Origin of the sequence: Paenibacillus intestini, from assembly GCF_030803945.1 — a bacterium.
Taxonomy (GTDB): domain Bacteria; phylum Bacillota; class Bacilli; order Paenibacillales; family Paenibacillaceae; genus Paenibacillus; species Paenibacillus polysaccharolyticus.
The window spans coordinates 328,854-342,942 of sequence record NZ_JAURUN010000001.1 but is presented as its reverse complement, the minus strand read 5'-3'; the positions used below and the strand labels follow the sequence as shown (position 1 = coordinate 342,942).

Annotated in this window: 11 protein-coding genes; 2 read left to right on the top strand and 9 right to left on the bottom strand. The window is 44.0% G+C overall.

Features of this window, described 5'->3' with window-relative positions:
- Positions 1-39: 39 nt before the first annotated feature.
- Positions 40-960, top strand: a complete 921-nt coding sequence (locus J2T16_RS01505) for an ArsR/SmtB family transcription factor (RefSeq protein WP_499017586.1) — start codon at positions 40-42, stop codon at positions 958-960.
- Positions 961-1,027: 67 nt separating this feature from the next.
- Positions 1,028-1,792: an HAD family hydrolase gene (locus tag J2T16_RS01500; RefSeq protein ID WP_090916676.1), complete on the top strand. Its 765-nt coding sequence runs from the start codon at positions 1,028-1,030 to the stop codon at positions 1,790-1,792.
- Between the two features lie 47 nt (positions 1,793-1,839).
- Here J2T16_RS01500 and J2T16_RS01495 read toward each other — a convergent pair whose 3' ends face one another.
- The 9 genes from J2T16_RS01495 to pdhA form a co-directional block, all read right to left on the bottom strand.
- Entirely contained in the window at positions 1,840-4,140 is a 2,301-nt protein-coding gene (locus J2T16_RS01495; protein ID WP_308721673.1) for a type IA DNA topoisomerase, read from the bottom strand.
- A 124-nt stretch (positions 4,141-4,264) separates the two neighbouring features.
- Positions 4,265-4,756, bottom strand: a complete 492-nt coding sequence (fur, locus tag J2T16_RS01490; protein ID WP_090916681.1) for a ferric iron uptake transcriptional regulator — start codon at positions 4,754-4,756, stop codon at positions 4,265-4,267.
- 369 nt (positions 4,757-5,125) lie between these two features.
- Positions 5,126-6,613, bottom strand: a complete 1,488-nt coding sequence (locus J2T16_RS01485) for a glutamate synthase subunit beta (protein ID WP_154983531.1) — start codon at positions 6,611-6,613, stop codon at positions 5,126-5,128.
- A gap of 594 nt (positions 6,614-7,207) precedes the next feature.
- Complete coding sequence (locus tag J2T16_RS01480; RefSeq protein ID WP_090917302.1) at positions 7,208-7,696, bottom strand: dihydrofolate reductase; 489 nt, start codon at positions 7,694-7,696, stop codon at positions 7,208-7,210.
- Between the two features lie 37 nt (positions 7,697-7,733).
- Positions 7,734-8,528, bottom strand: a complete 795-nt coding sequence (gene thyA / locus J2T16_RS01475; RefSeq protein WP_090916685.1) for a thymidylate synthase — start codon at positions 8,526-8,528, stop codon at positions 7,734-7,736.
- 283 nt (positions 8,529-8,811) lie between these two features.
- Positions 8,812-10,227, bottom strand: coding sequence for a dihydrolipoyl dehydrogenase (lpdA, locus tag J2T16_RS01470; protein ID WP_123065714.1), 1,416 nt, complete (start codon positions 10,225-10,227; stop codon positions 8,812-8,814).
- A 3-nt stretch (positions 10,228-10,230) separates the two neighbouring features.
- Entirely contained in the window at positions 10,231-11,556 is a 1,326-nt protein-coding gene (locus J2T16_RS01465; RefSeq protein ID WP_308721672.1) for a dihydrolipoamide acetyltransferase family protein, read from the bottom strand.
- A 176-nt stretch (positions 11,557-11,732) separates the two neighbouring features.
- Positions 11,733-12,710 carry an alpha-ketoacid dehydrogenase subunit beta gene (locus tag J2T16_RS01460; RefSeq protein ID WP_499017580.1) on the bottom strand — a complete coding sequence of 326 codons (978 nt, stop codon included), beginning with the start codon at positions 12,708-12,710 and terminating at the stop codon, positions 11,733-11,735.
- A gap of 105 nt (positions 12,711-12,815) precedes the next feature.
- A complete protein-coding gene (gene pdhA / locus J2T16_RS01455; protein ID WP_090916691.1) occupies positions 12,816-13,883 on the bottom strand; it encodes a pyruvate dehydrogenase (acetyl-transferring) E1 component subunit alpha in 1,068 nt (355 codons plus the stop codon).
- Positions 13,884-14,089: the final 206 nt, after the last annotated feature.

Genomic DNA, 14,089 nt, shown 5'->3' with positions numbered 1-14,089 from the left:
TGTGAATACCTAGATGTGACGGGAGGATTCTGCATCATTATGGCTTATCACGTTAAAATTGATGTTTCACCGATATATGAGATGCTCAACAGCTTTTTAGTTTATGTCACGAAAAAGTGGATTCAGCATCTGGACATTGGTCCTGAATGGATTCTGGACGTTGAGCGCAAGCTAAGTTCCAACGTACGTGCAGCGCTTGCACCCGCTGCTACGTGGCCTTTTGACGATTTTGATGTCCTGTTCGCCTGGGCAGCATATAAGAATACCACTTTAGAAAATCAAGACTTTCTGGACATGCTCACAGAGCTTTCGGCTGACGAATTATTTGCGCGCGTGTCTTCATTAATGCCTTCGCTTACGATAGAAGAATCGACGCGTATTCGAAACAGCTACGTCCCATTACTGCGACTATGGGATCAGCACTATTGCCGGAACATTAGCGAAGATCATCGTGTATGGCTTGAAGAGGATGCTGAAGAAAAACGCATTTTGCTCGAAAAAATGGGCCCTGAACTGTTAATAGAATATGCTACCGCAGGTGTTATTGTGGAACCCATCGCTGGATTAAACGAAGTGATTCTGTTCCCAACGGTGCATAACCGTCCTATTAACATGTACTGCTTCTATGAAGGCATGATGATTATTCAGTATCCCGTAGATATACCTGAGGAGAGTGAAGATGAGCCGCCAACGTGTTTGCTCAGGTTCACACATGCATTGGCAGACCCGGAAAGACTTCGCCTGTTAAGATATGTCTCGGACGAACCGAAGTCACTCTCGGAGATGTGTGAGGAGCTTGGCAAAGATCAAGATCCTGTCAAAGATCAGGTTACAGCTCTTCGCATTGCAGGTCTACTGCGTACACATTTACTAGGAAGCAATCGTAAAGAAAAATATAGCATCAGACCTGACGGAGTATCTGAATTGAATATGTTTTTAGAATCCTACATTCGCATCTAACTCGTTATTTTATTTTATAGGATAATGAATGATCCGCAGGCAAGCGCAGGCAAGGAGTGAACTAGCATTGACCTTATTAAAACAACATATCTTGTTTGACCTTGATGATACACTCGTATATTGCAACAAATATTTCAATCTTGTTCTGGGAGAATTCTTTGAGAACATGCAACAATGGTTCGACGGACATGCCCTGACCACACAGCAGATTCGGGAGAAGCAACTCGAAATAGATGTGACGGGAGTGAACAAAGTCGGGTTTGCAAGTCACCATTTTCCACAGTCTTTGATTGATACGTATCGATATTTTTCCAAAAAATATGCACGTGTAACATCAACTAAAGAAGAAACGTATTTGAGCAAACTGGGCATGAGTGTCTACACCCAGGAAGTTGAGCCTTATCCGCATATGGTAGAAACGTTGGAAGAACTGAAGTCTGCAGGGCACTCTCTTTATTTGTACACAGGCGGTGAGACCGTCATTCAACAAAGAAAGATTGACCAGATGAAACTCTCCATCTATTTCGATGATCGAATCTATATTCGTCAGCACAAAAATATTGAAGCATTGGAAGGCATTCTGTCCAAAGGTCCTTTTGACCGGCGAGCAACATGGATGATTGGCAATTCACTTCGCACAGATATTATGCCTGCCGTAAATGCCGGAATTCATAGCATCTATATCAAACAGCCCAATGAATGGCAATATAACATTGTTGAACTGCAACCGAATCCGGAAACTTCCATGTATACCATCACAGCACTGGAAGAGGTCCCGAAAGTCATTCATGAAGATATAGAGCAGAAACAACAAAAAAGAACCCTTGGCTAAAGGGTTCTTTTTTTACTTTCAACTATAAAATCTACAGCGGCCTATGATCATGCTTCCTGTTTTTCACCGGATAATTGACCCGTGACCACATCTTTTAAAATAATACGTGCCTTCACCGTGCTTCCATCCTTGCGTTTGAATGAGAGAACTTGCGTACTGCCCTTCTCTACCAATGACTTCAGCATTGTGCTTGTTATTTTTTTGCCAGCGTATTCTTTCCAGACGACAAATGTACATCCTTCTTTGAAACGGGAACAGCCATACCCCTTCTTGCCCTCAATAATATGCCCGGAACAACCAGGTGAAGGACATGAAGCAAGCACTTCACGTACACCAGAACTTGCGGTACCCGATTGCACAGTTGTGCCTGTACTTGAAGCTGCGTTTGCTGTTGAAGTCCTGGTCGCTTTGCTACTACTCGTTACCTTGTTACCTGTTTTGTTGCCAGATCCTCTCGCTTTCCCCTTACCTTTGCCTCTCGCATCTTCACCAAAGGCATTAGCAGCAGCGGGAGCCTGTACACGCACTTTTTCAATGATTGATAATGTGAATTTCTTGACATTTTCCATGAACTTGTCCTGTCCAGCTTCACCTTTAGAGATCTGATGTAACCGACGCTCCCATTGCCCCGTCATCTCAGGCGAAGTCAGCAAATCTACACCGGCACGACGAATTAATTCAATCGCTGTTCGTCCCTTCAGCGTCAGTTGCATCTTTTTCCCTTGCATCGTAATGTAACCTACGTTTTTGAGACGCTCGATCGTAGCCGCCCGTGTAGCCGGGGTTCCCAGACCGCTATCCTTCATCGCATCACGAAGTTCTTCGTTCTCGATCTGTTTACCTGCACTCTCCATTGCTTTGAGCAGTGTGCCCTCAGTATAACTTTTGGGCGGTTGAGTAGCTTTCTCCTTGAACTCGCTCTTCGTACATTGAATAGGCAAGTCAGGCTGTACAGCGAAAGCTTTGTCCGTCCATTCCTCTGCTTCCTCTTCTTCATTGCTATTTTTCTTCGCTTTTTTCCTACCAGAAGCACCTTGTTCCTGATCGCCAGAACCAAGCACTACTTTCCAACCGATGGATAATAGTTCTTTCACAGACGTTTTGAACTGATGTTTCTCAACCTCCGTAAGTACCGTATGCTGTTTATACTCGGCGGGGGGATAGAAATGAGACAGGAAACGTCTCACAATTAAGTCATATATATTTTGTTCTTCCTTGGACAATGTCCCTGGTCGTTTCAGTGTTGGCAAAATCGCATGGTGGTCTTCCACCCGGCTCGGATTGCAGACCCCTTTATTATTTTTATGCACCAATTCCGGCTTTGCGCCCAAAGCGAGCTCACTGTACGTTCCGTTTTTGAGCAAATTCAATGTTTTGTGCATGCCTTCAATGTTCTGCTCCGTAACATAGTTGGAATTGGTACGCGGGTACGAGATCACTTTATGTTTTTCGTACAGGGCCTGTGCAATATCCAGTGTTTTTTTCGCGCCGTAGCCAAATTTCGCATTCGCTTCACGCTGTAAAAGAGTCAAGTCATACAACCGGTATGGATACTCCTTGGTTTGTTTGGCTTCATATTTAATAATCTGACCTGTCTTGCCCTTTACACTGTTTGCAATAGCCTCTGCTGTTGCTGCATCCGTAAGTTTATCTCCTTGACGTACACCCCGGTATTCAACACCTTCCTGCCGAAACCAGGCCGCCACTTCATAGAACGTCTGTGACTGAAACGCTTCAATCTCCATCTCACGATCATAGATGAGAGCCAATACAGGTGTTTGCACTCGTCCAACAGACAGTAGTGCATTATGCCTTGTTGTAAACGCCCGTGAGGCATTCATGCCAATCAGCCAGTCCGCTTCACTGCGTGCACGGGCAGCATAAGTCAGATTTTCGAATTCTGCGGCATCTTTCAATCCATCAAATCCACGCCGAATACTTTCAGCTGTCAAATCCGATATCCACAGACGTTTTACAGGCTGGCGCAACTTTAATTGCTGCTGAATCAGCGCAAAAATATATTGTCCTTCCCGCCCTGCATCACAAGCGTTAACGATCGCTGAAGCACGCTTTGCGAGTTCTCCGATGATTTTGAGCTGATCCTTTGTCCGCGGATTCGGTACAATTTTGAATTGATCCGGAATGATCGGCAAGTCCGCAATATTCCAGCGTTTGTATTTCGAATCATAGGCATCCGGTTCAGCCAGTCCAAGCAAATGCCCAATCGCCCAGGTGATAATGTACTGTTCACCTTCCAGATACGTGCGATTATTTTTGGCTTTTGGTTCTATGACGGCGGCAATGGTTCTCCCCATATCGGGTTTCTCCGCAATAACCAGTGTCTTCATCCGTCCATCTCTCCTCCTAAACCGTCACTATGACGGCAAAAAGGGGCCTTCCGCCGACGGAAGCCCCTGCTTCTGAAACTTATTATATCAGATTTTGGATTCAAGAGCACCTATTCGGGATGAATTAACCAGCCGCTGGCTCATCAAGCTCATGTTTTTGTCTGCATTCTTTACACACACCTTGAAAATCAAGTCGATGATCGGTCACAGCAAAACCATACTGACGCAAAACCTGTTGCTCCAATCGAAGCAATCCATCTTCCATAATTTCTTCCACACTTCCACATTCCGTACAGATCAAGTGATGATGATGGTGAGAGCCGTCTGTGCTACGCAAATCAAAACGTGCAGCTCCATCACCGAAGTTAATTTTCTCTACAACCTGCAAGTCACTGAGTAGCTCTAGCGTACGATAAACGGTTGCGAGTCCAATCTCCGGAAACTTTTCTTTTACCAGGAGAAATACTTCTTCTGCGCTAAAATGATCTTTCTCATGTTCCAACAACACACGTACCGTCACTTCACGTTGCTGAGTTAACTTATATCCTTTATCAACCAATTGGCTTTTGATTTGATCAATTTGCTCTGAAATGGACTTGTCCCGATTACTTGCCATACGGGTGCACCTCCGTTATATGTTATGTTACCTATCTTTACTTAAACGTATCTGCAATCATGTACTCAATTCAATGTCATCTTTATAAGACAGCATCGTCAAAGTTAAAATTCTATTTCCCATTATGATTGAATTCGACTTCAACCTTATTTATAATAATTATAATCTAATAATAAGTCTTTATCTTAGAAAATGCAATGCTCTTATTCACATTGTCATCAGAAATGGAAAAATTTAAAGAAAGTTTATTGATCAGAATATATAGCAAATACCCCTCGCATATACGAGGGGTATTCATCGCTTTGTTGATAATGTAAATACTTTATGATGTAAATTAAGAAGACAGAAAGATCGAACAATGGTACTGGTTTATACCAGTACTGTTGCGCCCATCAAATATTTATCCACTTCACGAGCGGCTTCACGGCCTTCATTGATAGCCCATACTACTAGACTTTGACCACGGCGCATGTCACCTGCTGCAAATACTTTATCTACGTTCGTGTTGTATTTGCCATAACGCGCCTTCACGTTCGTACGGCGATCCGTTTCAAGTCCCAACTGCTCAACAAGCGTTTGCTCCGGTCCGTCAAAACCGATCGCAATCATTGCCATCTGCGCAGGGAATACACGCTCTGTACCTGGAACTGGCTGATAAATCTTGCGGCCTGTCTCATCGACAATACGTTCGATTTGAATCGTGTGCAGTTCTTTGAGATTGCCCTCTTCATCACCCACAAATTTGGTAGTCATGATGGAGAATTCACGTGGATCTTGACCAAACAACGCTTTGGCTTCTTCTTGTGCATAATCCAGTGTGTATACGTTCGGAAATTGTGGCCAAGGATTGTTAATTGGATCACGCTCCATCGGCGCCTGAGTATGCGTACCGAATTGTGTGATCGTGCGACATCCGTGACGCAGCGATGTAGCTACACAGTCAGAGCCTGTATCTCCGCCCCCGATTACAATAACATCTTTATCCTTTGCAGAGATGTAGTTGCCATCCTCCAGGTTAGAGTCCAGGAAGCTTTTGATGCTACCATTCAGGAAATCCATTGCATAATGAACTCCTTTAAGATCAGCACCTTCAATGTTGAACTCACGAGGTTTGGTTGCACCGCCGCACAGAACAACAGCATCATAATCATTAACAAGTTGCTCAGCCGGAATATCTTTTCCGATCTCTGTATTCGTAATAAACTCAATTCCTTCAGCTGCCAGCAAATCTACACGGCGTTGTACCACTTTTTTATCCAGCTTCATCGTAGGGATTCCGTACATCAACAATCCGCCGACACGGTCTGAACGTTCATATACCGTTACCGTATGTCCAGCCTTGTTTAATTGAGCCGCTGTTGCAAGTCCCGCCGGACCTGAACCGACTACAGCTACACGCTTACCTGTGCGTTTCTCCGGTGGCTGTGGTACAACCCAACCTTCTTCGAAGCCTTTTTCAATAATGGCTTCTTCAATCGTTTTGATCGTTACAGGCTGACCAATCAGGCCCACTGTACATGATCCTTCACAAGGGGCTGGGCAGATACGGCCTGTAAACTCCGGAAAATTGTTCGTTTTGTGAAGACGCTCCAGCGCTTCCTTCCACAAACCGCGATAAACGAGATTATTCCATTCTGGAATCAGGTTATGAACCGGGCAGCCTGACGTACCGCCAGTCATATCTATACCTGTATGACAATAAGGGGTACCACAATCCATGCACCTTGCACCTTGTGTTCTGAGCTCTTCTTCAGCCATATGTTTATGAAACTCTTCCCAATCCTTGATGCGCTCCGCTGGCTCTCGATCGGCAGGGAGCTGCCGTTTGTATTCCATAAATCCAGTAGGTGTAGACATCTTACGTTTCCCCCATCCGTTCTTGTCTTAATCCCTTCATGCGTATGGCTCTATATGAAATGGATTACTCTTTTACTTGAGTTTTTGTCTATTGTATCACAAAATCTACTCAAAGATATTTCAATTATAGTAGCACTTACGACATTGAATATTAAATGGATTATCCGCATAATTATTTGTATTTTATACATCATAGCGTTCAACTGAACGTATGGTCAATAGCTTAAATTTGGTCTTAAACCAGAGTATAATGTTTTTTTACAAGCGAAAGTTGAGAATAAAAAAAGCGATAACGTCATATAAATGTAAGATAAATTGTCATTAAAATTAAGCTTTTTAGTGAAGTTTATACTCATTTACGAAAATAAAGCTCAATTTAAAGCTTTACAACGTTGAATCCCTACAGTTTTTAGACTATTCGACCATAAACGAATGTTGATCCAATGTATATTATGCAAAATTCACCAGTCAATGTGTCATATTGATGTAATGGAATAAGATTTGACATGATTGTTCACAATCAATACAAAACATTATATTAAAAAAGACACTGTTCACGGAAAATTCCTGTGTTCAGTGTCTTTACATGTTTTTCTAACGTTTACGCTCGTAAAACTCGAATGTAAAAGGATATACGTTTTTCTCATCCTGCTCGCCTTCGATCTGCTTCTTTAACTCCCACTCGCTCCAGTCCACTTCCGGGAAAAACGTATCTCCCTCAAATTGCTCATGAATCTTGGTGACGACAAGCCGATCCGCAAACGGTAGAAACTCCCGATATACCTGAGAACCTCCAATTACGCAAAGTTCTTCACCTTGAGCAGCCTTCAGACCTTCTTCAATCGTATGTACGATCTCTGCTTGATCCGCTCTATAATTCAAGTCTCGAGTCACAACAATATTACGACGGTGAGGGAGTGGCTTGCCGCCGAATGACTCCCACGTATTACGTCCCATAATAATCGTTTTGTTTATCGTTTGTTGCTTGAAAAAAGCCATATCTTTTGGCAATCGCCAAGGAAGAGAATTATGATGTCCAATCACACCATTCTCTCCCATTGCCCATACCAATTCAATACTCAAAGGCTGCACATCCCTTTCATCGAATACGTTATTGTGTTTATACTGCAATCGGTGCTTTGATACCTGGATGATGTTCATAATTTTCAAATTCAAAATCTTCAAATTTGTAATCAAAAATCGAATCAGGCTTACGTTTGATCACCAGCTTAGGCAAAGCAAAAGGCTCGCGCTCTAGTTGCGTTTTCACCTGCTCCACATGATTGGAATAGATGTGCACATCACCACCAGACCAGATGAAGTCGCCCACTTCCAGATCACATTGCTGTGCAATCATATGTGTCAGAAGTGCATAACTGGCTATATTAAACGGTAAACCAAGGAAGGTATCCACGGAGCGCATCGTCAGCATACAAGATAGTTTACCCTCCGCCACATAAAACTGAAACGCAAAATGACAAGGCGGTAATTTCATGTTGTTAATTTCGGCTACATTCCACGCACTCACCAGATGACGGCGGGAATCGGGATTATTTTTGATTGAATCCACTACAGCAGCGATCTGATCTATTTTCTCCCCGTTCGGCGCTTCCCATGTCCGCCATTGTGAGCCGTAAACCGGTCCAAGATCGCCATTTTCGTCTGCCCAGTCATCCCAGATCTTCACACCATTTTCTTTCAGATAAGAAATATTCGTATCCCCACTCAAAAACCATAGCAACTCATGAATAACGGATTTGAGGTGAATTCGTTTGGTTGTTACAAGCGGAAAACCTTTCGATAAATCATAACGAAGCTGTCGGCCAAACACGGATTGTGTGCCCGTTCCGGTACGATCTCCTTTGTGGACCCCATTATCCAATATATCTTGTAATAAATCGAGATAGTTTTTCATGTTGGTATCTCCTCGCATCTCTATATATGTTTCGCACTCATACCCATCTGGGCCACAGACTTCGAGAGGTCTGTTCATTACTAAAGTGTACCACAATTGAGTACTAGGAAGAAATGAATTCGCTAAACAAGTTGAGGCGTGTATGCTTCTATCATTCTATGGACACCGATATCTTGATCTTCTCAATTACAACTCAAAAAAAAGAGACAAGCAACGCAATTAGCGCCACTCGTCTCTTTCGAATCTACATATAATGCCGGACGAATCCGATACTTCGATGATCTTAGCGGGAGATGATGTGGATCGGGTGACCCATTACCAATTCCGCTGCTTCCATCACGATTTCGCCCAAAGTTGGGTGAGCGTGAATAGTAAGCGCCAGATCTTCCAACGTTGCGCCCATCTCGATTGCAAGACCAAGCTCAGCAATCAAGTTGGAAGCTTCCAGACCAACGATTTGGCAACCCAATACAAGGCCACTTTCTTCGTCAGCAACGATTTTCACGAAGCCTTCAGCATGGTTCAAAGATACTGCACGGCCATTACCCGCGTAAGGGAATTTACCTGCTTTTACTTTGTAACCTTTTTCTTTTGCTTCTTTCTCCGTGTAACCTACGCTGGAGCACTCAGGATCTGTGAATACAACAGCTGGCATACATTTGTAGTCAACTACAGATGGTTGTCCAGCGATTGCTTCTGCAGCCACTTTACCTTCATAAGAAGCTTTGTGTGCCAAAGCAAGACCAGATACGATATCACCAATTGCGAAGATGTGCGGGATGCTAGTGCGACCTTGGTGGTCAACTTTAACGAATCCGCGCTCATCAACGTCAACACCGATCATATCAAGACCGAGTTCTCCGTCTGTATTAGGACGACGTCCTACAGTAACGAGCAGGTAATCTGCAGTTACTTCTTTGGATTCACCATTTACAGAATATTTAACAGTTACATCTTTATCCGTTTGCTCAGCGCTTTCCGCTTTTGCACCCGTTACGATTTCGATGCCTGTTTTCTTCATGTTTTTAGCTACAAGGCTAGTCATGTCTTTATCGAAACCTGGCAGTACCGTATCCAAACCTTCGATGATTGTTACTTTAGCACCGAATTTGGAGTACATTTGACCAAGCTCAGCGCCGATATAACCGCCACCGATTACGATCATGCTTTTTGGTACTTCAGGCAAGTTCAATGCTTCTGTCGAAGACAAGATGCGTCCGCCAAACGGGAAAGGTTTAAGTTCGATTGGACGGGAACCTGTTGCAATGATTGCATTTTTGAATTTGTAACGTGGTGACTCGTGATCGTTGAATACACGAGCTTCGTTTTCGTTGATGAACATGCACTCACCGTTGAAAACTTCAACTTTGTTGCCTTTGAGCAAACCAGCTACGCCGCCAGTCATTTTCTTAACAACGCCGTTTTTGAATTCTTGAGTTTTAGCAAAATCTACTTTTACGTTCTCGGCGGAGATACCGAAAGCTTCGCCGTGAAGAGCAGACTCATATTGATGTGCAGCAGAGATCAGAGCTTTGGATGGGATACATCCACGGTTCAAACATACGCCGCCCAGCTCGGATTTGTCTACGATCAATACGCTTTGGCCCAGTTGTGCAGCGCGGATGGCAGCTACATAGCCGCCAGGTCCTGCACCAATTACTAATGTGTCGATATTGAGAGAAGCGTCGCCTACTACCATATCTTACACCTCCATAACAAGCAACTCAGGGTTAGCGAGCAGCTGTTTAATGTAATTCATAAAGTTTTGTGCTGTTGCGCCATCGATGATACGGTGGTCGAAACTCAAGGACAATGCCATTACAGGTGCTGCAACAACTTCGCCGTTTTTGATAACAGCTTTTTCGCTGATGCGTCCTGTACCCAAGATAGCAACTTCTGGGAAGTTGATGATTGGAGTGAAGAACATACCGCCAGCAGAACCGATGTTACTGATGGAGATTGTGCTTCCTCTCATTTCATTCGCGCTCAGTTTGCCATCGCGTCCGCGAGCTGCCAGATCACGAATGGAATCAGCGATCATCCAGATGGATTTACGATCAGCATCTTTGATTACAGGAACGATCAGGCCGTTGTCTGTATCTGTAGCGATACCGATATTGTAATATTTTTTGTACACAATTTCATTTGCTTCTTCATCAATCATTGCGTTCAACGCTGGGAATTGACGGGAAGCTGCAACCAATGCTTTAACGATGAATGGCAAGTAAGTCACTTTAGTGCCTTTTTTCTCTGCGATTGGTTTCATGCGAGTACGGAATGCAACCAGTTCAGTTACGTCCACTTCGTCCATGATTGTAACGTGAGGTGCAGTGTAAGCCGATTTAACCATTGCATTGGAGATCGCTTTACGGATACCTTTGAAAGGTACGCGCTCTTCTTCAAGGCGTTGATCAGCCGCTGCAGCTGCAGGTGCTGCAGATTTTTTCTCTTCTTGAGCTGGAGCTTCGGAAGAAGTTGCCGCTGCGGAAGATCCGCCACCGTTTTTGAAGGATTCCACATCTTCTTTGGTTACTTTACCGTTGTTGCCAGTGCCGTTAACCTGAGCGATGTCTACACCTTGCTCACGAGCAAATTTGCGAACGCTTGGCGTAGCCAAAACGTCTTTTGCAGGAACTGCAGGAACGCTGTTGTTGCCGCCTTCTTGAGCTGCATTGGAGCTTGAAGCTGCCGCAGAAGAACCGCTAGTATCAGCTCCACCTTGTGCTGCTTCTTTCTCTTGTGCACCTTGGTCTTCAGCAGGAGCGTCGTCTTGTTCAGGCAGTTCGCCTTCTGCATCGATAACCGCTACAACTTCACCAACGTGGCAGACTTGACCGTCTTTAGCGAAAACTTCAGTTACTGTTCCGTTAACCGGACAAGGAACTTCAACAACCGCTTTGTCGTTCTGTACTTCCATGATGATATCGTCGTCAGTTACTTTGTCCCCGACTTTGATGTGCATCTTGATGATTTCGCCTTCGTGAAGGCCTTCGCCCAGTTCAGGGAATTTATATTCAAATTTAGCCAACTGAAAAACCTCCTTGATTATTTGCTCCATCCTGAAAACAACCCTTAGCTCCAAAAACCAACTGTTACTGCGAGCGCAAATAACTGTCAATCAAGGGACTAATGGCTGTTTACAGTGCAGCTTGCGCTACGATGTGAATCACCATACTGCGCCTTGCGGCATGTCAGATGATTGAATTAGAAGTTCATGACTTTGTTAACCGCAGCAACGATACGCGCCGGGTTAGGCAACCATGTATCTTCGATTTGTGCAAAAGGATATACCGTATCCGGGCCAGCTACACGCAGAACCGGTGCTTCCAAGTGCAGGATTGCTTTTTCATTGATTTGTGCAATGACTTCAGCTGCAACACCTGCGCTCTTTTGAGCTTCTTGTACAACGATTGCACGGCTTGTTTTCTTAACGGAAGCAACAACGGTATCGATATCGATCGGGCTGATCGTACGAAGGTCGATCACTTCAACTTTGATCCCTTGTTTTTCAAGCTCTTCTGCAGCTTTTACAGAAGTATGAACCATCATACCGTAAGTAACGATAGTAACATCGGAACCTTCACGAACAACGTTCGCTTTACCCAGTTCAACAACATAGTCTTCTTCAGGAACTTCTGCACGGAAAGCATGGTACAGGTTCAAGTGCTCCATGAAGAATACTGGATCGTTGTCACGGATGGAAGCGATCATCAGACCTTTTGCATCGTAAGGGTTAGAAGGAACTACCACTTTAATACCCGGAGTTTGCGTGAGCAAACCTTCCAGAGAGTCTGTGTGCAATTCTGCCGCTTTTACGCCGCCACCGAATGGTGTACGGAATACGATCGGAGAATTGTATTTGCCGCCAGAGCGGAAACGCATACGAGCAGCTTGAACTACCATTTGGTCAAGGGCTTCGAAGATAAAACCTACGAATTGAATCTCAGCTACCGGACGGAAGCCTTGAATACCCAAACCTACAGCCAGACCGCCGATTGCGGATTCAGCCAGTGGTGTATCAAATACACGCTCTTCGCCAAACTCTTTTTGCAAGCCTTCCGTTACACGGAAAACGCCGCCTACATTACCTACGTCTTCACCGAAAAGCAGAACGTTAGGATCACGTTTCAACTCTACGCGAAGCGCATCACGAATTGCTTCTTTCATGTTCAATTGTGCCATTTGCTTCATTTCCTCCTTAAACATTGACAGTTCACATTTGAATTCATACATGTATACCGAGACACCAGTACCGGCGCCGGATGTTTATGCTTTATCGGAAAAAACTTATTGGAAATCAGCTTTTTGCTCTTCCAAGTGCTTAGGCGTTTGTTCGAACATGCTGTCGATCAAGCCTGAAATCGTCATTTTCTCGGTTTTTTCCGCTTTTTTGATCTCTTCGTTCACTTTTGCTTTTGCTTCTTCTTTCACACGTGCTGTATCTTCTTCAGTCCACAGACCTTTTTTCTCCAGATATTTAGCGAAACGTGCGATTGGATCTTTTTCGCTCCACTCAGCCTCTTCTTCTTTCGTACGATACTTGGAAGCATCATCAGAAAGGGAGTGTGGACGGAAACGATAAGTTACCGCTTCGATCAAAGTAGCGCCTTCTCCGTTACGTCCGCGTTCAGCAGCTTCCTGAACCGCTTTGATAACAGCGAAGATGTCCATACCGTCAACTTTAACACCTTTGATCCCTGCTGCTACCGCTTTATGAGCGATGGACAGAGCTGCTGTTTGTTTAGCAAAAGGAGTTGTGATGGCATAACCATTGTTTTGTACAAAGAAGATAACTGGCAGTTTGTAAACACCAGCGTAGTTCAGACCTTCATAGAAGTCACCTTCGGAAGATCCGCCATCACCTGTGTAAGTGATAACCACTTGTTTTTGTTTCTTCAATTTGTAACCCATAGCAATACCCATTGCGTGCAGAATTTGAGCTCCAATGATGATTTGCGGCATCAAAACGTTAACGCCGTCCGGAATTTGTCCACCATGTTGGTGTCCACGGGAGTACAAGAATGCTTGATAAAGAGGAAGTCCATGCCATACGAGTTGCGGAATGTCACGATAGCCAGGACATACAAAGTCTTCTTTTTCAATTGCAAATTCACTACCAACCATTGTAGCTTCTTGACCAGATACTGGAGCATAGAAACCAAGACGACCTTGACGGCCAAGGTTTACTGCACGGTCATCCCAAGTACGGGTAAATACCATGCGATACATAATTTCTTTTAATTGATCGTCGGAAAGCTTAGGCATCATGTCTTTGTTAACAATTTCGCCGTCAGGAGACAGCACGGACAGAGCTTCTACATCCTCCGTGTATACTTCATAAGGAACCTTGCTCATTTTTTTCTTCACCTCAACAAAAAATTTGAATATCAAGTTCCGCTGTTATATTATTATTATACACCTGTTTCACTGCATACGTCAAAGAAATCCGTAATATTTTTATGTTTCCTTTTGGATTGTATGTATAACAGGGGTTTAATATTGGTATAACAGCATAATACATGATTGCGTGTTTGACCCATCCCCGCACCAGGTTAATCTTA

Bases quoted from the DNA above. Each gene is read 5' to 3' on its own strand.
- J2T16_RS01495 (WP_308721673.1), bottom strand. From the start codon at position 4,140: ATGAAGACACTGGTTATTGCGGAGAAACCCGATATGGGGAGAACCATT.
- fur (WP_090916681.1), bottom strand. From the start codon at position 4,756: ATGGCAAGTAATCGGGACAAGTCCATTTCAGAGCAAATTGATCAAATC.
- lpdA (WP_123065714.1), bottom strand. From the start codon at position 10,227: ATGGTAGTAGGCGACGCTTCTCTCAATATCGACACATTAGTAATTGGT.
- J2T16_RS01485 (WP_154983531.1), bottom strand. From the start codon at position 6,613: ATGTCTACACCTACTGGATTTATGGAATACAAACGGCAGCTCCCTGCC.
- thyA (WP_090916685.1), bottom strand. From the start codon at position 8,528: ATGAAAAACTATCTCGATTTATTACAAGATATATTGGATAATGGGGTC.
- J2T16_RS01460 (WP_499017580.1), bottom strand. From the start codon at position 12,710: ATGGCACAATTGAACATGAAAGAAGCAATTCGTGATGCGCTTCGCGTA.
- J2T16_RS01505 (WP_499017586.1), top strand. From the start codon at position 40: ATGGCTTATCACGTTAAAATTGATGTTTCACCGATATATGAGATGCTC.
- pdhA (WP_090916691.1), bottom strand. From the start codon at position 13,883: ATGAGCAAGGTTCCTTATGAAGTATACACGGAGGATGTAGAAGCTCTG.